Source organism: Methylophilus sp. E2MeOHC9 (assembly GCF_058744375.1).
In genome coordinates this window covers 812,183-831,563 of the sequence record NZ_CP196024.1, presented here as the reverse complement: position 1 = coordinate 831,563, position 19,381 = coordinate 812,183, and the positions used below count along the sequence as shown (strand labels likewise).

Annotated in this window: 18 protein-coding genes; 14 read left to right on the top strand and 4 right to left on the bottom strand. The window is 49.9% G+C overall.

Annotated elements, in window-relative coordinates:
• The first annotated feature begins 10 nt into the window (after positions 1-10).
• The 10 genes from atpA (at position 11) to ACSSVF_RS03970 (ending at position 12,033) form a co-directional block, all read left to right on the top strand.
• Entirely contained in the window at positions 11-1,552 is a 1,542-nt protein-coding gene (atpA, locus tag ACSSVF_RS04015; RefSeq protein ID WP_492405660.1) for a F0F1 ATP synthase subunit alpha, read from the top strand.
• A 29-nt stretch (positions 1,553-1,581) separates the two neighbouring features.
• On the top strand, positions 1,582-2,451 hold the full coding sequence (gene atpG, locus ACSSVF_RS04010; protein WP_492405658.1) for a F0F1 ATP synthase subunit gamma: 870 nt from the start codon (positions 1,582-1,584) through the stop codon (positions 2,449-2,451).
• 66 nt (positions 2,452-2,517) lie between these two features.
• Positions 2,518-3,954 (top strand): F0F1 ATP synthase subunit beta, encoded by a 1,437-nt coding sequence (gene atpD / locus ACSSVF_RS04005; RefSeq protein WP_492405656.1) that lies wholly within the window; start codon positions 2,518-2,520, stop codon positions 3,952-3,954.
• A gap of 71 nt (positions 3,955-4,025) precedes the next feature.
• Positions 4,026-4,451: a F0F1 ATP synthase subunit epsilon gene (locus tag ACSSVF_RS04000; protein WP_492405654.1), complete on the top strand. Its 426-nt coding sequence runs from the start codon at positions 4,026-4,028 to the stop codon at positions 4,449-4,451.
• Positions 4,452-4,546: 95 nt separating this feature from the next.
• Positions 4,547-5,917 (top strand): bifunctional UDP-N-acetylglucosamine diphosphorylase/glucosamine-1-phosphate N-acetyltransferase GlmU, encoded by a 1,371-nt coding sequence (glmU, locus tag ACSSVF_RS03995; RefSeq protein WP_492405652.1) that lies wholly within the window; start codon positions 4,547-4,549, stop codon positions 5,915-5,917.
• A 4-nt stretch (positions 5,918-5,921) separates the two neighbouring features.
• On the top strand, positions 5,922-7,757 hold the full coding sequence (gene glmS / locus ACSSVF_RS03990) for a glutamine--fructose-6-phosphate transaminase (isomerizing) (protein ID WP_492405651.1): 1,836 nt from the start codon (positions 5,922-5,924) through the stop codon (positions 7,755-7,757).
• Between the two features lie 137 nt (positions 7,758-7,894).
• Entirely contained in the window at positions 7,895-9,115 is a 1,221-nt protein-coding gene (locus ACSSVF_RS03985) for an EAL and HDOD domain-containing protein (RefSeq protein WP_492405649.1), read from the top strand.
• 119 nt (positions 9,116-9,234) lie between these two features.
• A complete protein-coding gene (locus ACSSVF_RS03980) occupies positions 9,235-9,699 on the top strand; it encodes an Hsp20 family protein (RefSeq protein ID WP_492405647.1) in 465 nt (154 codons plus the stop codon).
• A gap of 145 nt (positions 9,700-9,844) precedes the next feature.
• Positions 9,845-11,509, top strand: a complete 1,665-nt coding sequence (gene ettA, locus ACSSVF_RS03975; RefSeq protein ID WP_492405645.1) for an energy-dependent translational throttle protein EttA — start codon at positions 9,845-9,847, stop codon at positions 11,507-11,509.
• A 188-nt stretch (positions 11,510-11,697) separates the two neighbouring features.
• Positions 11,698-12,033 carry a YegP family protein gene (locus ACSSVF_RS03970; RefSeq protein WP_492405643.1) on the top strand — a complete coding sequence of 112 codons (336 nt, stop codon included), beginning with the start codon at positions 11,698-11,700 and terminating at the stop codon, positions 12,031-12,033.
• 17 nt (positions 12,034-12,050) lie between these two features.
• On the opposite strand, the gene ACSSVF_RS03965 is transcribed toward ACSSVF_RS03970, so the two are convergent.
• Entirely contained in the window at positions 12,051-12,860 is an 810-nt protein-coding gene (locus ACSSVF_RS03965) for an SDR family oxidoreductase (RefSeq protein ID WP_492405641.1), read from the bottom strand.
• Between the two features lie 60 nt (positions 12,861-12,920).
• On the opposite strand from ACSSVF_RS03965, the gene ACSSVF_RS03960 reads away from it, so the two are divergent.
• The 4 genes from ACSSVF_RS03960 to ACSSVF_RS03945 all read left to right on the top strand — a co-directional run bounded on the left by ACSSVF_RS03960 (position 12,921) and on the right by ACSSVF_RS03945 (position 16,105).
• A complete protein-coding gene (locus ACSSVF_RS03960; protein WP_442585147.1) occupies positions 12,921-13,295 on the top strand; it encodes a DUF6394 family protein in 375 nt (124 codons plus the stop codon).
• A gap of 13 nt (positions 13,296-13,308) precedes the next feature.
• Positions 13,309-14,997 carry a potassium channel family protein gene (locus tag ACSSVF_RS03955; RefSeq protein WP_492405639.1) on the top strand — a complete coding sequence of 563 codons (1,689 nt, stop codon included), beginning with the start codon at positions 13,309-13,311 and terminating at the stop codon, positions 14,995-14,997.
• A gap of 148 nt (positions 14,998-15,145) precedes the next feature.
• Complete coding sequence (locus ACSSVF_RS03950) at positions 15,146-15,721, top strand: hypothetical protein (RefSeq protein ID WP_492405637.1); 576 nt, start codon at positions 15,146-15,148, stop codon at positions 15,719-15,721.
• A gap of 24 nt (positions 15,722-15,745) precedes the next feature.
• A complete protein-coding gene (locus ACSSVF_RS03945) occupies positions 15,746-16,105 on the top strand; it encodes a hypothetical protein (protein ID WP_492405635.1) in 360 nt (119 codons plus the stop codon).
• Positions 16,106-16,212: 107 nt separating this feature from the next.
• Here ACSSVF_RS03945 and ACSSVF_RS03940 read toward each other — a convergent pair whose 3' ends face one another.
• The 3 genes from ACSSVF_RS03940 to argS all read right to left on the bottom strand — a co-directional run bounded on the left by ACSSVF_RS03940 (position 16,213) and on the right by argS (position 19,351).
• Entirely contained in the window at positions 16,213-16,851 is a 639-nt protein-coding gene (locus ACSSVF_RS03940; RefSeq protein WP_492405633.1) for a thiol:disulfide interchange protein DsbA/DsbL, read from the bottom strand.
• Between the two features lie 134 nt (positions 16,852-16,985).
• Entirely contained in the window at positions 16,986-17,576 is a 591-nt protein-coding gene (locus tag ACSSVF_RS03935) for an SPOR domain-containing protein (protein WP_492405631.1), read from the bottom strand.
• A gap of 116 nt (positions 17,577-17,692) precedes the next feature.
• Entirely contained in the window at positions 17,693-19,351 is a 1,659-nt protein-coding gene (gene argS / locus ACSSVF_RS03930; protein ID WP_492405630.1) for an arginine--tRNA ligase, read from the bottom strand.
• Positions 19,352-19,381: the final 30 nt, after the last annotated feature.

Here is a 19,381-nt window from a genome sequence, read left to right as displayed (position 1 = left end):
GGAGATTTAAATGCAGTTATCAACATCAGAGATTAGCGAGCTCATTAAGAGCCGTTTGGAAAACTTCTCTACTACCGCTGAAGCGCGTACCCAAGGTACTGTGATTTCTGTGACAGACGGCATTGTGCGTATTCACGGTTTGTCCAATGTCATGGCTGGCGAGATGATTGAGTTTCCAGGCAACACATTTGGTTTGGCATTGAACCTGGAGCGTGACTCCGTTGGTGCCGTTGTGCTGGGTGACTACGAGCACATCACCGAAGGTGACGTATGTAAATGTACCGGTCGTATTCTGGAAGTACCAGTTGGCCCGGAACTGATTGGCCGTGTAGTGAACTCACTGGGCCAACCGATTGATGGTAAAGGCCCGGTCAATACCAAACTGACAGACAAGATTGAAAAAATTGCGCCAGGCGTGATTGCGCGTAAATCTGTGTCACAACCAGTGCAAACTGGCCTGAAGTCTATCGACTCCATGGTACCGGTAGGTCGTGGCCAACGTGAATTGATCATTGGTGACCGTCAGACTGGTAAAACAGCGGTGGCTGTTGATGCGATCATCAACCAGAAGGGTCAGAACATGACCTGTATCTACGTTGCGATTGGTCAGAAAGCTTCTACCATTGCTAACGTGGTGCGCAAATTGGAAGAGCACGGCGCGATGGCTTACACCATTATCGTGGCTGCTTCTGCTTCTGACTCTGCTGCATTGCAATTCCTGGCGCCTTACGCCGGTTGTACCATGGGCGAATATTTCCGTGACCGTGGTGAAGATGCACTGATCGTTTACGATGACTTGTCAAAACAAGCGGTTGCTTACCGTCAGATCTCCCTGTTGCTGCGCCGCCCACCAGGCCGTGAAGCTTACCCAGGTGACGTGTTCTACATCCACTCACGTTTGTTAGAGCGTGCTGCGCGTGTAAACGAAGAATATGTAGAAAAATTCACTGAAGGCAAAGTCAAAGGCAAAACAGGTTCATTGACTGCATTGCCAGTGATTGAAACCCAGGCTGGTGACGTATCTGCATTCGTGCCAACTAACGTGATCTCGATTACCGATGGCCAGATCTTCCTGGAAACTGACTTGTTCAACGCAGGTGTGCGTCCAGCGATCAACGCCGGTATTTCAGTATCCCGCGTAGGTGGTGCTGCACAAACCAAGATCATCAAGAAACTGGGTGGCGGTGTACGTCTGGCATTGGCACAGTACCGTGAACTGGCTGCGTTTGCGCAGTTTGCGTCTGACCTGGATGAAGCAACCCGTAAACAGCTGGACCGCGGTCGTATGTTTACCGAGTTGATGAAACAGGCACAGTACTCACCATTGAGCGTTGCAGCGATGGGCGTAAGCTTGTTTGCAGCAAACAAAGGTTACTTTGACGATGTACCAACCAACAAGGTGCTGGCATTTGAAAACGCATTGCATGGTTTCTTGAACTCCAAGTACAAGAACATCATCGACGCGATTGATTCCAGTAAAGATCTGAGTGGCGACAACGAGAAAGCATTGGAAGCTGCGATTCAAGATTTCAAAGCAACTAACGCTTATTAATCTCTGACACTTCGACTTAGGAACCTAACATGGCAGGTAGTAAAGAGATTAGAACCAAGATCAAGAGTGTAGAAAATACACGCAAGATCACCAAGGCGATGGAGATGGTGGCCGCTTCTAAAATGCGTAAAGCGCAGGAAAGAATGCGTGCTTCGCGCCCGTATGCGGATAAAATCCGTAATGTGGCTGCTCACCTCTCCTTTGCTCAATCCGAGTATAGACATCCGTTTCTGATCAAGCGCGATGTGGTGAAAAATATCGGTCTGATTGTGGTCAGTTCAGATAAAGGCCTGTGCGGTGGTTTGAATACCAACGTATTGCGTTTGTCGCTGAACCAGATGAAAGCCTGGGAAGCTGAAGGCAAAGGCATCAGCGTCAGCGCGATTGGTAACAAAGGCTATGGCTTTATGAACCGTATCGGCGCACAGGTGAAATCACATATCACTGGTCTGGGCGATACACCGCATCTGGAAAAACTGATCGGTAGCATCAAAGTGATGCTGGATGCTTATATTGCCGGTGAAATCGATCAGCTTTACATCTGCTATACCAAATTCATCAATACCATGAAGCAAGAACCGACCATGCAGCAACTGCTGCCATTGTCTGGTGAGCAACTGGGCAGCCCGAATGGCCATTGGGATTACATCTATGAGCCGGAAGCTAAACCAGTGGTGGATGAATTGATGACACGTTATATCGAATCACTGATTTACAACGCAGTGGCCGAAAACATGGCGTCAGAACAATCTGCACGTATGGTGGCGATGAAGTCTGCATCCGACAACGCGAAGAGCGTGATCGGCGAACTGAAACTGGTGTACAACAAAGCCCGTCAGGCTGCGATCACCAAAGAGATTTCAGAAATCGTCGGCGGTGCGGCAGCAGTTTCGTCCTAAGGCGCGCGCATCAAGCGCAAGTGAAAGAATTCAATTAGATCTGACTCATACAGTTAGGAAAAGAAAATGGCAAAGGCAAATCAAGTAGTAACAGGTAAAGTAGTGCAGTGTATTGGCGCTGTGGTTGACGTGGAATTTCCACGCGATCAAATGCCTAGAGTATTCGATGCGTTGATCATCGATGACAAAAACTCCAATGCAGAAGCCGGTTTGACACTGGAAGTGCAACAACAGCTGGGTGACGGCGTGGTACGTACCATTGCCATGGGTTCCTCAGATGGTCTGGCGCGTGGTACCGCATTCAAAAATACTGGCGCAGCGATTTCTGTACCAGTGGGTGAAGGCACACTGGGCCGTATCATGGACGTATTGGGTCGCCCAATCGACGAAGTCGGTCCAATCGATTCTACAGAATTCCGTTCTATCCACCAGAAAGCCCCTGCTTTTGAAGAGCTGTCCCCTTCTGTTGACCTGTTAGAAACAGGTATTAAGGTGATTGACCTGGTTTGCCCGTTCGCTAAAGGCGGTAAAGTGGGCCTGTTCGGTGGTGCCGGTGTAGGTAAAACCGTTAACATGCTGGAACTGATCAACAACATCGCTAAACAGCACTCCGGTTTATCCGTGTTTGCCGGTGTAGGTGAGCGTACCCGTGAAGGTAACGACTTCTACCACGAGATGGCAGATGCAGGTGTTATCAAGCTGGATAACATGAAAGAATCAAAAGTAGCGATGGTGTTCGGCCAGATGAACGAGCCTCCAGGCAACCGTCTGCGCGTCGCTTTGTCAGGTTTGACCATGGCTGAAAAATTCCGTGATGAAGGCCGTGACGTATTGTTCTTCGTGGATAACATCTACCGTTACACACTGGCCGGTACTGAAGTATCTGCGTTGCTGGGCCGTATGCCTTCAGCCGTAGGTTACCAACCTACCCTGGCTGATGAAATGGGCCGTTTGCAAGAGCGTATTACTTCAACTAAAGTGGGTTCCATTACTTCTATCCAAGCGGTTTACGTACCAGCGGATGACTTGACCGATCCATCACCAGCGACGACTTTCCAGCATTTGGATTCCACCGTTGTGTTGTCACGTGACATTGCTTCCCTGGGTATTTACCCAGCGGTTGACCCACTGGATTCAACCTCACGTCAGCTGGATCCACTGGTTGTTGGTGAAGAGCATTACAACGTGGCACGTAGCGTTCAACAAACACTGCAACGCTACAAAGAATTGCGCGACATTATCGCGATTCTGGGTATGGATGAATTGTCACCAGAAGACAAACTGTCTGTAGGCCGTGCACGTAAAATCCAGCGTTTCCTGTCACAACCTTTCCACGTGGCTGAAGTATTTACTGGCGCACCAGGCAAATACGTACCATTGAAAGAAACCATCAAAGGCTTCAAAGCGATTGTTGCCGGCGAATACGATCACTTGCCTGAGCAAGCGTTCTACATGGTGGGTGGTATCGAAGAAGCTGTTGAGAAAGCTAAAACACTGAACTAATGTGTGTATGAATACAAGCAGGCGATTTTATCCCTGCTTGTTTCTTTCAGTGAAATAGAAAAGAGAACATTATGGCAAATACTGTGCATATCGATGTAGTAAGCGCGGAAGAATCAATCTTCTCCGGCGAAGCTGAATTTGTCGTGGCGCCAGCAGGTGCTGGTGAAGTAGGTATCTACCCTAACCATGCGCCTATGATCACAACTATCAAGCCAGGTGCTTTGCGTATCAAGCAGTCGGCTGACAAAGATGAAACCGTGATTTATATTTCTGGCGGCATGCTGGAAGTGCAACCAGGTGTGATCACTGTGTTGGCTGATACTGCGATCCGCGGCCAGGATCTGGACGAAGCCAAAGCGATTGCTGCGAAAGAAGCCGCAGAAGAAGCCTTGAAAAATCGTTCTTCTGAAATTGATTATGCAGCAGCGCAAGCTGAATTGGCCGAAGCGGTGGCACAAATTCAGGCAATCCAGAAATTGCGTAAATCTGTACACTAAGCAAGTGCAAAACAAAAAACAGGCGGCTCTCGAGTCGCCTTTTTTGTTGCTGAGCTAAAATGCCATCCCTTTTATTTCTAAGCTAAAATAACGGTATGAGTGACCTGAATATTATTATCCTGGCAGCCGGTAAAGGGACGCGTATGCGTTCGGACTTGCCTAAAGTATTACATGCCGTGGGTGGCAAGCCGATTTTGCAGCATGTGATTGATGCCGCACGGCAGCTCAACCCGCAAAAAATCATTGTCGTGTATGGTTTTGGCGGCGAACAGGTGCAGCAGCAAATATCAGGTGAAGATCTGCAATGGGTGTTACAAGCCGAGCAGCTAGGCACTGGGCATGCGGTACAACAGGCCCTGCCCTTGCTGGACGATAATGGCGCAACACTGATCTTGCTAGGCGACGTACCCTTAGTAGATGTCGCTGCCTGTCAGCAAATGTTGCAGCAGGCCAACCAGCACCTGGTCGTACAAACGTTTATCAAGGATGACCCTACGGGGTATGGCCGGATTGTCCGCAATGGCAATAATGAAGTTTTAGCGATTGTTGAACATAAAGATGCCAGCGAAGCGCAACGGTCTATCCAGGAAGTGAATACGGGCATTATGGCCATGCCCAATGTGCAATTGAAAAGCTGGTTGGCACAGATTAAAAACGATAATGCACAGCAGGAATATTACCTGACCGATATCATCGCATTATCAGTCAATGAAGGCCGTGCTGTATTGCCGCAAGTCGTGGCAGACGCCTGGTCAGTGACTGGCATTAATTCCAAAATCGACCTGCAACAGATTGAAAGACAACACCAGCTGCGCCAGGCAACCGCGTTGATGACGCAAGGCGTGACTTTGCTGGATGCCAGCCGCATTGATATCCGCGGTCAACTTTCGTGTGGCCGTGATGTGCTGATTGATATCAATTGCGTCTTTGAAGGCAATGTCGTCATTGAAGATGATGTACAGATAGGCCCGCAATGCGTGATCAGGAATGCCGTGATTGCCAAAGGCAGCAGGCTGGCGGCATTCACCCATATTGATGATGCGACTATAGGCCAACACAGCAAAATCGGCCCGTTTGCACGGTTGCGGCCGGGAACCCAGCTCGCGGCTGAAACCCATGTAGGCAATTTTGTTGAAATTAAAAATGCAACGATAGGCCTCGGCAGCAAGGTTAATCACTTAAGTTATGTCGGCGATGCCAGCATTGGTGCCAATGTGAATATCGGCGCTGGCGTGATCACTTGCAATTACGATGGTGCGAACAAACATAAGACCATTATCGAAGATGATGTATTTGTCGGCTCTGATACGCAACTGGTTGCCCCGGTGACCGTCGGCAAAGGCGCTACCATTGCGGCAGGTTCAACCATTACTAAACATGTCCCGGCTGACTCACTGACCCTGTGTCGTGCCCGTGAGCAACGTTCAATTCAAGGATGGAAACGTCCACAAAAGGTGAAAAAATAAGCGTATGTGTGGCATTGTCGGTGCGGTAGCAAACAGAAATATCGTTCCATTACTCATAGAGGGCTTGAGCCGCCTTGAGTATAGGGGCTATGACTCAGCAGGGATTGCAGTGCTCAACCAGCAGATTGAGCGTGTGCGTTCGGTTGGCCGCGTGGCTGAGCTTGAGAACAAAGCACAAGGCTTACAGAGTCATATCGGCATCGGTCATACGCGTTGGGCCACTCACGGCGGCGTGACTGAGCAGAATGCGCACCCGCATGTCTCGCCAGGGCAGGATAATGCGCAGATCGCAGTGGTACATAACGGCATTATTGAAAACCACGACGAACAGCGTGACCGCCTGACGGCATTAGGCTACCAGTTTTATTCACAGACAGATACTGAAGTCATTGCGCATCTGGTGCACTATTATTACCAGCAGACCAAAGATTTATTGAAAGCGGTGCAACAGGCGATCAATGAACTGACCGGCGCTTATGCCATCAGTGCTGTCGTTCTGGATAATCCCAGGCAATTAGTGGTTGCCCGCCTGGGTTGCCCGTTGTTGATTGGCTTGGGTGAGCAGGAGAATTTTGTCGCTTCTGATGTGTCTGCGGTATTGTCTGCGACACGTAAAGTGATTTACCTTGAAGATGGTGATGTCGCCACGTTAAGTACCGATGCGGTAGTCATTTATGACAGGCAAGGCGAAACGGTGCAACGTAAAGTGCATATGAGTGATGTATCGCTGGCCTCGCTAGAGCTCGGCCCTTACAGCCACTTCATGCAGAAAGAGATCCATGAACAACCACGCGCCATCAGCGATACGATAGAAGCGTTGATTGATGATGGTGCTTTTAGAAGTGAGTTGTTTGGCACTGCTGCTGCCGATATTTTCCGGCAAATAGATAGCGTGTTAATTTTGGCGGCAGGCACCAGCTATTACGCCGGCCTCACCGCTAAATACTGGCTGGAAAGCATCGCCAGAATCCCTACCTCGGTAGAAATCGCCAGTGAATACCGCTATCGCGATTCAGTGCCTAATCCTAAACAGTTAGTGGTCACTATCTCGCAATCTGGCGAAACACTGGATACCATGGAAGCGCTCAAACATGCGCAAAAACTGGGGCATCCATACAGCCTGGCAATATGTAATGTGCAGGAAAGCGCTATTCCACGGGCGTCGTCACTGATTTTCTACACCCGCGCCGGGGCTGAAATCGGCGTTGCCAGCACCAAGGCGTTTACTACGCAGTTGATTGCACTGTTTGTGCTTTCGGTGACGTTAGCGAAAGAACGTGGCTTATTGGCAGCCGAGCAAGAGCAGGCCTACCTGACCGACTTGCGCCAATTAACAAGCAGCGTGCAAATCGCCCTCAACCTCGAACCGCAAATCCGTGAATGGGCCGCTAGATTTGGCGATAAAGAGCATGCATTGTTCTTGGGCCGTGGCGTACATTTCCCGATCGCGATGGAAGGGGCACTCAAGCTCAAGGAAATCTCCTACATCCACGCCGAAGCCTATCCCGCGGGCGAACTGAAACATGGCCCGCTGGCATTGGTAGATAGCAATATGCCGGTGGTGGTGATTGCGCCTAACGACGCACTGCTGGAAAAAGTGAAATCCAATATGCAGGAAGTAAAGGCGCGCGGTGGTGAGTTATTTGTGTTTGCTGACGCTGACAGTCACTTCAATGCGTCTGAAGGTGTACATGTGATTCGTACGCCACGGCATGTAGGCGTACTGTCACCTATCCTGCATGTGATCCCGGTGCAATTGCTGGCCTATCATGCGGCCTTGCTTAAAGGGACGGATGTGGATAAACCACGTAACCTGGCCAAAAGCGTCACCGTAGAATAAACCCAAACCTAGAAAAGCCCCAGCAATTGGGGCCTTTTTACAATTAAGAAGTAGATTGCTTTCACTTACACTTGTCATTGGTACTAGTATTTGTACACTAGCCACCGGTTACACGGTGCTAATTAGGAAATGTAGTCATGACCACATCACAGCAGAGTATTATCGGGCGCCAGCCTATTGTTAATGACAAGCAGGAAATCATTGGCTACGAATTCTTTTTCAGGAAAGAATCCGACGGCAGTGATACGCCGTTTGAAGAAGATATCCAGACCTGCGCCAAAATTCTCTCCACCACCATGGATGAAATGCATGAAAGCTGGCTGCTGGGCCAGCAGCTGGCATTTATCAATGTCGATCATGTCATGCTCAACAGCGAGTTCCTCGAGTTAATGCCAGCCGAAAAAACGGTGCTGGAGATCGTGCGCCAGGTCGATGTGACGACTGAAATCATTGCACGTTGCCAGGCGCTGAAAGCCGCAAAATTCAGAATCGCGCTGGATAATCCGCAACGCTACCCGCAACTGGAAGCTTTGGTGAGCATAGCCGATTACATCAAGCTGGATATGCGCGATGTGGATATCGAAGAAGCCAAAGCATGGCTAAAGAAATATCAAAAACCTGACTGCAAGCTGATTGCAGAAAAAGTAGAACAAAACGCACAGTTCAAGAGTTTGCAGGAAGCAGGTTACCAGCAGTTTCAGGGCTACTTTTACGCCAGGCCAGAAAACCTGAATGCCAAGGTCATAAACCCCAGTTTTGAAGGTGTATTGAATTTATTGAACCTGGTCAGCCAGGAAGCGGATAACAGAGATATTGAAAACGGTTTCAAACGCGATACCACGCTTAGTTACAAGCTCTTGCGCTACATTAATTCTGTCGGCTTTGGCTTGTCTTGCGAAGTGCAATCGATAGGGCATGCTTTAACTATCCTTGGGCGTAACCAGCTCTATCGCTGGCTCACCTTGTTAATGGTTACTGCAGGCAATAACAGCACCTCCCCTGCCCTGATGAAAACATCGATCACGCGGGGCCGCCTGACCGAGTTACTCGGCGAGCCTTTCTTTGATAAAAAAGACCGCGACAACCTGTTTGTGGTCGGCGTATTTTCGCTGTTGGATGTCATGCTGAAGGTGCCGATGGAAGACATTCTGGACAAACTGCAGCTACCGGAACAGATTGTCGATGCACTGACAGAACGATCAGGCATTTTTGGTCCTTTCCTCAAGCTGACTGAAGCTTGCGAAGATGCCAACAGTGATCAAATCCTGCATCTGGCTGAGATGTTGCAGCTCAACCCGGAGAAAGTAAACCAGTGCCATATGGAAGCCTTGGCCTGGACTGAAAAGTTAGGCGTTTAGAAAACGCGCGCATTTATCCACTTGAAAAAATCAGGCGCATTCCCATATTGAAATCACAGATGCTTGCAGTTTGAGGTCTGTGATTCAAGTTAATCGCTTAATTTTAAAAGGATAAACGTATGCGTACTTATGACTTAACCCCACTCTACCGCACTGCCATTGGTTTTGATCGTTTGGCAAAAATGCTCAACGACGGCCAGCGCAGCGAAAACGAAATCAGCTACCCGCCTTATAACATCGAACTGGTCGATGAAAACGCCTACAAAATTGTCATGGCCATCGCCGGCTTCCAGCTCAACGAGCTGGAAATAGAAACCGAACACCAAACCTTACGCGTGACTGGCCGCAAAGCCAAAAAAGAGCAGGAAACCACTTTCCTGCACCGAGGCATCGCCAACCGCGATTTTGAGCATAAATTCCAATTGGCCGATCACGTCAAAGTCACTGGCGCCAACCTGGAGAATGGCTTATTGAGTATTGCCCTGGTGCGAGAAATTCCAGAAGCGCTCAAACCGCGCAAAATCGAAATCGGCACGCAAGTGCAATCCAATGTCTCAAGCTTCATTGAGCAAAAAGCGGCTTAATCAGCCAGCGATAAAAAAGGGCCCGCCGGGCCCTTTTTTCATATGCGCATGCTGAATACCGCATTGGTTTTGCGTTTAACCAAGCGCAGTTGGGTGATGCGTATTAAAATACGTTTTTAGAATTTTTTGAAGGCTTGCAAATCCTATGGCCCAATATGTGATGTCCATGCTCCGCGTGAGCAAAATCGTGCCGCCTAAACGGCAGATCATCAAAAACATTTCTCTGTCTTTCTTCCCCGGGGCCAAAATCGGGCTGCTGGGCCTGAACGGTTCCGGTAAATCGACCGTCTTGCGTATCATGGCCGGGGCTGACAAGGATTATGAAGGTGAAGTGCAATGGCAGCCGAATATTTCCATCGGCTACCTGCCACAGGAGCCTGAACTGGATGCGGAAAAAACCGTACGCCAGGAAGTGGAAGCTGGCCTGGGTGCCGTGATGGAAGCCAAGCAAAAGCTGGAAGAAATCTACGCCGCCTACGCGGAGCCGGATGCCGATTTTGACAAGCTGGCCGAAGAACAAGCCAAATATGAAAATATCCTGACTGCCAGCGGTAGCGATGTCGAGCAACAGCTGGAAATCGCCGCCGATGCGCTGCGCCTGCCGCCGTGGGATGCCAAAATCGGTCCTTTATCAGGCGGTGAAAAACGCCGCGTCGCCTTATGCAAATTGTTGCTCTCCCGGCCTGACATGCTGCTGCTGGACGAACCGACCAACCACTTGGATGCTGAATCTGTCGATTGGCTGGAGCAGTTCCTGGTGCGCTTCCCCGGCACCGTCGTTGCCGTCACGCATGATCGCTACTTCTTGGATAATGCCGCCGAGTGGATCCTGGAACTGGATCGTGGCGAAGGCATTCCGTGGAAAGGTAATTATTCCAACTGGCTGGAACAGAAAGAAGAGCGCCTGGCCCAGGAACACAAACAGGAAGATGCTCACCGCAAGGCCATGAAGCAAGAGCTGGAATGGGTGCGCCAGGGTGCCAAGGCACGCCAGAGCAAAAGCAAGGCGCGTCTGGCCCGCTATGAAGAAATGTCCGGTGTCGAGTACCAGCGCCGCAACGAAACCCAGGAAATCTTTATTCCACCAGGTGAGCGCCTGGGTAACCAGGTCATTGAGTTCAACAATGTCTCCAAAGGCTTTGGTGACCGCCTGCTGATCGATAACCTGTCCTTCAGCATTCCGCCAGGTGCGATCGTCGGCGTCATCGGCCCTAACGGTGCCGGTAAATCTACCCTGTTCCGCATGCTGCAAGGCAAAGAGCAACCAGATAGCGGTGAAATCATCACAGGCCCAACCGTGCAGCTGGCAGCGGTAGACCAAAGCCGTGAAGGGCTGGATAACGATAAAACGGTATTCGAAGCTATTTCTGGTGGCCTGGATATATTAACGGTGGGCAAATTCGAAATGCCTAGCCGTGCCTATATCGGCCGCTTTAACTTTAAAGGCGGTGACCAGCAGAAGATCGTCGGCCAACTGTCAGGCGGTGAGCGTGGCCGCCTGCACCTGGCAAAAACCCTGATTTCAGGTGCTAACGTGTTGCTGCTCGATGAACCCTCAAATGACCTGGATGTGGAAACTCTGCGTGCGCTGGAAGATGCATTGTTGGAGTTCTCCGGTTGCGTATTGGTGACCTCGCATGACCGCTGGTTCCTGGACCGGATTGCAACCCACATCCTGGCGGCGGAAGGTGATTCACAATGGACGTTTTTCAACGGCAACTATCAGGAATACGAAGCTGATAAGAAGAAGCGCCTGGGTGAAGAAGGCGCCAAGCCCAAACGTATCCGATACAAACCGATTGCACGCTAAAACAAAAATCCCATTCATTGAATGGGATTTTTTTGGCACCGGTACTGATCAGTATGATTTAAAGCATACACATGATCGAACGCGAGATTTTTTAGAAAGGGATTGTTTACAAATAAAACAACATTGTTCATGATAGTCATGCGTTATTTGTAGGAATTTCTTTATTCATGAAATAAAAGGAGCGAGCGATGGCAGGTTGGTTTGAACTTACAAAAAGTGCAGCAAATGGTCAGTTTAGTTTTGCACTGAAGGCCGGTAATGCGGAGACTATTCTGAGAAGCGAGCAGTATACGACCAAAGCCGCTGCACAAAATGGCATTGAGTCTGTGCAGAAAAATAGTCCTGCGGATGAGCGCTATCAAAAACTGGTCGCCAAAGATGGCAGCCCTTATTTCAATTTACTGGCAGGGAATAGCCAGATCATCGGTACCAGCCAGATGTACTCCTCAGCTGATGCGCGCGATAAAGGCATCGCCTCAGTCAAGAACAATGGCACGACCGAAACAATTAAAGATTTGACCTGATCAATCGCTCTCTTGAGTTAAAGCCTCTCTTTGTGCGGGGCTTTTTTCGTCAGATAGTCCCACAGCCAGGCCGGGATCAGGCGTAACAGGCGCGCGACGATGCCCATTTGCCAGGGGATCACGGTATAACGCTTGCCTGCGTTAATCGCCTGCAATGCTTTGTCGGCAAATACATCCACATCCATCAAAAAGGGCATGGCATAGGTGTTGATATCTGTCATCGGCGTGCGGATGTAGCCGGGCGAGATGGTGGTGACGCCGATATGATGCAGCTGCATTTCGACGCGCAGGCTTTCCAGATAGGTGATGGCTGCTGCTTTGCTGGCGCTGTAAGCCCCGGAACCCGGCAAACCGCGTATCCCTGCCACGCTGGCGATGCCTACCAGTTGCGCAGGCTCACCTTGCCCTGCAACTGCTTTCATGGCGGCGATAAACGGCTGGAAGGTGTGCACCAGCCCCATCACATTGGTATCAAACACGGCCTGGAAGGCGGCGATATCCTCCTGATATTCCGTCAGTGTGCCCCGGCTGACCCCGGCATTGCCAATGACAATATGCGGGGTGCCGACCTCGGCAAGAAATGTGTGTGCAATTGCTTGCATACGCGCGGCATCACGCACATCAGCCGTATAGCAATGCGCCTGGCTGCCAAAAGTAGCGGTGATTTCATTTTGCAGGGTGGTCAGCGCGTGCTGTTTGCGCCCTATCAAAGCCAAGGTACAGTGCGCGCCGTAGCGGCGGGCATACGCTTTAGCCAATGCCTGGCCGATACCACTGGAGGCGCCGGTGATGACGATACGTAGATGGGATGGAGTTGCTTGTTGCATAAAAGTTACAGGAGAAAATGGTTGGGTTAGAATGCCATAAAACAATACGGGGAAACAATCATGAATCTGGAAAAAGTGATCTTTGGTTTTTTTATTATTTTAGCCATGACGCTCAATTTTGGTTTTTTTGTCGGGCAAATTGATAATCCCAAACACCACTTGCATTATGAGTTATATGCCGCGATTGTGGTCAACCTGATTGCGACTGTGCTGAAATTTGGCGATCGTACGCAGATAGGCGCTATCCATCTCGCCACCAGCCTGGTGGCTGATCTGCAGTTGATCGCCGCCGCGATTATCTGGACCGCTGCCGGTACACAATCCACCGAGGCAGAAGTGATTGTCGGTATTGTGTCGCTGTCTGGCGGGGCTTTCCTGGCGAATGTGACTTCGGTGATCCTGCTGATTTACGAAACCGTCACCCTGCGCCGCTAGTGATATTCAAGCGATGAACCTCAATCAGATCATCTTCCTGATTCTGCGGCGCATGCGTGCGCCGCTGCTGATGGTGATTATCAGCTATGCCATTGCGCTGATCGGTTTTGTGCTGATTCCCGGCGCGGATGATCATGGCCAGGTTTATCACCTGCGTTTCTTCGACGCGTTTTATATCCTGAGTTATACCGCGACCACCATCGGTTTTGGCGAGATCCCCTACCCGTTCACCGGCCATCAACGCATGTGGATGACCTTCTCGATTTATTTCACGGTGATTGCCTGGTTTTATGCGATAGGGGCGATTATTGCCCTGTTTCAGGAGGCTACCCTCAAACAGGCGATCAAAACGGCCAGGTTTAAGCGCGATGTGTGTAACCTGATGGAGCCGTTCTACCTGATTTGCGGCTATGGTGAAACCGGTAGTGAACTGGTGCGTGCCCTGGATAGAAATGAATTGCGGGTGGTGGTGCTGGAGATTTCACCGGAGCGCATCAATGAACTGGAAATGACCGATTACCAGTTTTATGTTCCGCACTTGTGTGCCGATGCCAAACTGTCTGAAGTACTGTTGTTTGCCGGCATCAAGAACCCCATGTGCCGTGGTGTGGCTGCCCTCACCGATGATGATCATGCCAACCTGGCCATCTCGGTCGCCATCAAGCTGATCAAGCCAGAACTGCCGGTACTGGCCAGGGTGGAAAATGATGTGGTGGCCGCCAATATGGCGTCTTTTGGCACTGACCATATCATTAACCCTTATAAGATCTTTGGTGAGCATCTGGCCATGCGGCTCAATGCGCTGGGGACTTACCTGCTACATGAATGGCTGACCATGGCGCCGGGTGATGCCATTGCGCCGCCGGCAGCTATCCCCAAGGGCAAGTGGATCGCCTGTGGTTTTGGCCGCTTTGGCAAGTCGGTAGTGAGTAGTTTGCAAAATGGCGCCATGGACGTGACCATTATTGAGGCGGACCCGGAAGGCACGCAATGTGAGGACTGTATTGTCGGCAGTGGCGTGGAGTCACATGTCTTGCAACAAGCTGGCATAGAACACGCCATAGGTATCGTCGCAGGCACCGATAACGACATTAATAACCTGTCGATTGTGATGACGGCGCTGGAGGTGAATCCCGAACTATTCGTGATTATCCGCAAAAACAAACGCCATAACGATCCGCTGTTCGACCACTTTAATGCCGATATCACCATGCAGCCTAGTGACGTGATTGCGCATACTTGCTTGTCTTATATGGTGTCGCCCATGCTGGCTGAATTTCTGGCAAATGCCAGGCATCAAACCAATGCCTGGGCTAATGCGGTGATTGCGCAACTGGTGTCCAAATTGGGTGAGCAGGTGCCCGATACCTGGGATATCACCATCGAGGGTGAGATGGCATTTGCCGTCTGCTCATTGATGCAACAAGGCTTGCAACCTACTCTCAAGCACCTGGTGATGAGCCCTTCCGGGCAGCGGCACGAGATGCCGGTTGTGCCCTTGATGCTGGTGCGAGGTGAACAAAAATCCATGTTACCCGAGCTTTCTACGCCGCTGCAGATAGGAGACAAAATCTTGTGTTGCGGGATGGATCAGGCAAAATCGATACAGCGGTATGTCATGTATGACATCAAAACACTGCATTACATCGTCACCGGCACCGAGATGCCGGAAACCTGGATTGGGCGCTGGTTGAAAGCGTGAAATTTCATCAAATAAAAACATAATTAACACTTTTAAGTTTAAAGTATCGGCATGATTAAATGCGTGCTAATACACGCATCGCAACCTCTATCAGCCAAATGTATCGTGCTGACATGTGCAGGTGTTGCTGAATTTTTGCTAGGGCTGTATGACCGAATTATTAATAACCCCTGCCAAGGGTACGCTTAAAGCCCAACCTGTTTTATTGCTTGTTACCCTGCTGTTTTTAACGATTGCAAACTATCTGGGTAAAGGCTTCAACGTAGTCACTCAAGCCCTGCTGTTTGTGACGCTCATGCTCGCCGTCTATGGGGCCAGGCGTGTGCACATCGCTTCAAAAAAGAAAATACTGATCAATAAGGCCAGCAAGCAGATCGTTGTCACTACCTATACTTTTTTTGGCGGCAGGCAAAAGAAGCACTATCCGGTGATGTATTTTGGGGCGATCCGGTCTTATATTTCACTCGGTAATCAAGCGAGAAATGTAGTCGAACTGATCACCAATGATGGTACCGGCAGTTTGCCTTTATCCAGCTTCACCCCTAAAGGTGGTAGAAAACTCTGGTCCTTGGAAGTTGAAACAGAGCATCCCGAAGCTGCTGATTTAGTCATCAGTGTTGCTAATTTAATCCCGGTGCAAAACCTGGGGTTCGTTGGCCATCATTTTGAGAAGTGCCCATTAGAGAGAGATGCACGCCACTTTATTAAAAAAATATTCAAGTAATGATGTTGATGTGAGGGAAATCCAGTGATTGCAATCTATACACCACAAACTGAGTCTGAAGTCGCTGTGATTTCGTCCATGCTGGACGCGTATGACATTCCATATTTCATCCGTGGCGGTGCTTTTAGCAAGCTTTATCCAGGCCTGCAAATCAAAGATTACAACACGCAGACTGTGATGGTGCCGGCTGAGTTTCAAGCGGTTGCACGCGAGTTATTAATTGATTTTATACAGCCCGTACCACAAGCAATTAAACGCGATTCAAGGGTATCAATCAGCAGGATTTTCAGGGTATGTATTGAAATGATTCTGGGCGGCTGGGTGTTTACGGGGAAGCGCTGGAATAAAAACGCGCGTGAAGAAAACCAACATCCCGATGTGTAGATCATGTGATGCAGCATGAGCGATGCACTAGGCTACTTCCTACAGCTGCTAGGTTGAGAGCATGAAAAAGCCCTGCAGGTGCAGGGCTTTTTCATTACAGGCTAAGCTTATTTTTTGGCTTTGTCTTTGCGTACATTATTAATAATAAAGTCCGCCGTTTGCAGTGCAGCATCATTACCACCAGCCATCGAGCTACCGGTAATATATTTACCATCAATCACTAGGCTAGGCACACCCGTAGCACCCGAGGCCTTGAAAGTTTGCATCGCTTTATTCATCTGCATGGTGGTCGCAAATGACTTGAATGCTTTTTCAACTTTGATTTTGTCCAGGCCGCCTTGTTTTATCACCCAGTCAATGGCGGCAGCTTCATCCGCCGGGTTTAATGTTTTGCTTTTGTGGATCGCATCAAACAGCTGGCTATGCAATTTGTCCAGTACGCCTAGTTCCTGCATGGCATAGTAGGCTTTGGCCATGGGGGCCCAGCTGGCGTTTGGCAAGGCCGGTACACGTTTGAAATAAACGTCGGCAGGTAGTTTTTTCACCCATGCTTCCAGCGGCTGTTCCATGTGATAGCAATGCGGACAGCCGTACCAGAAGATTTCCATGACTTCGATTTTGGCAGGCTGGTCGGTAGCGATTTGTTGCGCGACCTGGTCAAACTGGTCACCCGCTTGTGGATCTGCCAACGCCGCAGTGGAGGTGAGACCAGCCAGTAGCAGCAAACTTAACAACATTTTTTTCATATAGTGAGTTTCCTTGTTCGGTGGAAAGTAATGATTAAACGTATCTCTGATTTTTAATACACCCAGAATTCATGTACTAGTGATTTAACGTGTCTGGGTGACAACACGATGACAGCCCAAATGCATCCATGAGATTAATGGGCAGAGGATTCGATATTGACCTTGATCAGATTGGCCTGGAAGCCATTGGTTTCCAGATCATGGCTGATTTTACTGATCTTGCCTAAATCACGCAGCGGGCCAATGCGGACGCGGTGCATGGTGCCTTTGTTAGGGATCTCGGCCGTTTGCACGAATGCCTCAAATCCGACTAAAGCCAACCTGGTTTTGAGGTTGTTTGCATCATCTTCTTTAGCGAAAGCACCCACCTGCACAAAATAGCTTTCTTGCTTGATGGTGGGGTTCTTTTTCACCTGTTCTTCACTGATCTTGCTCTCTGTATCTGGCAGGATGGTGTAGAAATCAAATTTGTTCGGGTCTTCAATCGCCGCACTGCCGGGTTTGACTTCTTCTTCCGTCACAGTGTTTTTAATCGGTAATTCCTGCTGGCCTTCATCTTTTTTAAAGGCGCTGGAAAAAGGGCTATGGTCGCCTTTGATGTAAATGATCAGGGCCACTGTCAGGGCGACCCCCAAAAAAAGCCCTACCAGCAGGCCGTTAAAAAACGAGCTGCCGCTGCTTTTAGCTTTGGCTTTTGTTTGAGAGGGTTTGTAATCGCGACTCATGTGTAGTGTTTGACCATTCATTTCGGTGAGCTATTGCTAGCTCGTTATGTTTCAGCGCATGTGCTAACGCAACTGATTTTTCAAAGCTGCTTCTGTTACAAAGCGACCATTAACGCTTACATTTTTTCTGGCGCACTCACGCCGAGCAGTTGCAATCCATTGCGCAATACCGTGCGTGTGGCGGTGATCAGCGCCAGGCGGGCCTGTTTGATTTGCACGTCATCCACCAAAAATTTGGTGTCATTGTAATAACTATGCAAGGCACTGGCTAGCTCTTTCAGGTAATTGGCCACCATATGCGGCGCCAATGCCTGGCAAGCCGTGCTGACTACTTCCGGATATTGGCTGAGTGCCTGCATCAGTGCGGTTTCTGCCGCAGATGCCAATGGTGACAGGTCAGCATCTGCCAGGCTGGCGCTATCATCGCCCCATTGGTTGAGTACGCTGCAAATACGTGCGTGTGCGTATTGAATGTAATAAACCGGGTTGTCATTGGTTTGCGCACGGGCAAGGTCAATGTCGAATACCAGTTGGGAATCTGCACTACGCGCGGCCAAAAAGTAACGGGTCGCGTCACAACCGACTTCTTCAATCAGGTCGCGCAACGTCACATAACTGCCGGCCCGTTTCGAGAGTTTGACTTCTTCGCCACCGCGCATGACGGTGACCATCTGGTGTAGCACGTATTCCGGCCAGCCTTGCGGGATGCCGGTGTTCAATGCCTGCAAGCCAGCGCGCACACGGGTGATGGTGCTGTGGTGATCGGCACCCTGCTCGTTAATGACGCGTTTGAACCCACGGTTCCATTTTTCGCGGTGGTAAGCCACGTCGGGCACAAAGTAAGTATAGCCGCCCTCTTTCTTGCGCATCACGCGGTCTTTATCGTCGCCAAAATCGGTGGTGCGTAGCCACAGCGCATCATCCAGCTCGTAGGTATGGCCACTGCCGATTAACGCTTGTACGGCGTTGTCTACTTTGCCTTCAGTATACAAGGCACTTTCCAGCGAAAACACATCAAACTTGATCTGGAAAGCCTGTAAGTCGAGGTCTTGCTCATGGCGCAGATAAGCCACGGCGAATTTGCGGATAGATTCAGCATCATTGATATCGCCACTGGCGGTGACTGCCATATCATCCGCGGTCACGGTTTCTTTGGCTAAATAAGCCTGGGCAATATCAGCGATATATTCACCGCGGTAGCCATCTTCGGGGAAGCGCGCATCGTCAGTAGCAATGCCCTGTGCTCGTGCATGTACAGATTTGGTCAGGTTATCGATCTGTGCGCCGGCGTCGTTGTAGTAGAACTCGCGTGTGACATCCCAGCCATTGGCATCCAGCAAGCGGCATAAACAGTCACCCACCGCTGCGCCACGTCCGTGGCCTACATGCAACGGGCCGGTCGGGTTGGCCGAGACAAACTCCACCTGCACTTTTTCGTGCTGGCCAGCAGTATTACGGCCAAACGTTGCGCCAGCCTGGAAAATACTTTTGACGATATCCTGCTTGCTCTGTGCCGAGAGGAAAAAATTAATAAATCCGGCACCGGCGATTTCTACCTTGCTGATCACTTGATTGGCTGGCAAGCCATCAATAATCGTTTGTGCAATGGCACGAGGATTCTGTTTCAGGGGTTTGGCCAGCTGCATGGCAATATTGCAGGCAAAGTCACCATGCTCGGCAGATTTCGGCCGCTCAAGAATGATATTCAGGCTGGAGGTGTCTTCCACCAGCGGAGTCACCGCTTGCAGAATCAATTCTGTGATCGTTTGTTTCAAGGTTAAAATGGTGCTGAATAATCAAACCGC

Excerpts from the sequence above, each read along its gene's own strand:
- ettA (WP_492405645.1), top strand. The coding sequence starts at position 9,845 with ATGGCCCAATATGTGATGTCCATGCTCCGCGTGAGCAAAATCGTGCCG.
- ACSSVF_RS03940 (WP_492405633.1), bottom strand. The coding sequence starts at position 16,851 with ATGAAAAAAATGTTGTTAAGTTTGCTGCTACTGGCTGGTCTCACCTCC.
- atpG (WP_492405658.1), top strand. The coding sequence starts at position 1,582 with ATGGCAGGTAGTAAAGAGATTAGAACCAAGATCAAGAGTGTAGAAAAT.
- atpD (WP_492405656.1), top strand. The coding sequence starts at position 2,518 with ATGGCAAAGGCAAATCAAGTAGTAACAGGTAAAGTAGTGCAGTGTATT.
- ACSSVF_RS03950 (WP_492405637.1), top strand. The coding sequence starts at position 15,146 with ATGACCGAATTATTAATAACCCCTGCCAAGGGTACGCTTAAAGCCCAA.
- ACSSVF_RS04000 (WP_492405654.1), top strand. The coding sequence starts at position 4,026 with ATGGCAAATACTGTGCATATCGATGTAGTAAGCGCGGAAGAATCAATC.
- glmU (WP_492405652.1), top strand. The coding sequence starts at position 4,547 with ATGAGTGACCTGAATATTATTATCCTGGCAGCCGGTAAAGGGACGCGT.
- ACSSVF_RS03980 (WP_492405647.1), top strand. The coding sequence starts at position 9,235 with ATGCGTACTTATGACTTAACCCCACTCTACCGCACTGCCATTGGTTTT.
- ACSSVF_RS03985 (WP_492405649.1), top strand. The coding sequence starts at position 7,895 with ATGACCACATCACAGCAGAGTATTATCGGGCGCCAGCCTATTGTTAAT.
- ACSSVF_RS03960 (WP_442585147.1), top strand. The coding sequence starts at position 12,921 with ATGAATCTGGAAAAAGTGATCTTTGGTTTTTTTATTATTTTAGCCATG.
- ACSSVF_RS03970 (WP_492405643.1), top strand. The coding sequence starts at position 11,698 with ATGGCAGGTTGGTTTGAACTTACAAAAAGTGCAGCAAATGGTCAGTTT.
- ACSSVF_RS03965 (WP_492405641.1), bottom strand. The coding sequence starts at position 12,860 with ATGCAACAAGCAACTCCATCCCATCTACGTATCGTCATCACCGGCGCC.
- ACSSVF_RS03935 (WP_492405631.1), bottom strand. The coding sequence starts at position 17,576 with ATGAGTCGCGATTACAAACCCTCTCAAACAAAAGCCAAAGCTAAAAGC.
- ACSSVF_RS03955 (WP_492405639.1), top strand. The coding sequence starts at position 13,309 with ATGAACCTCAATCAGATCATCTTCCTGATTCTGCGGCGCATGCGTGCG.
- atpA (WP_492405660.1), top strand. The coding sequence starts at position 11 with ATGCAGTTATCAACATCAGAGATTAGCGAGCTCATTAAGAGCCGTTTG.
- glmS (WP_492405651.1), top strand. The coding sequence starts at position 5,922 with ATGTGTGGCATTGTCGGTGCGGTAGCAAACAGAAATATCGTTCCATTA.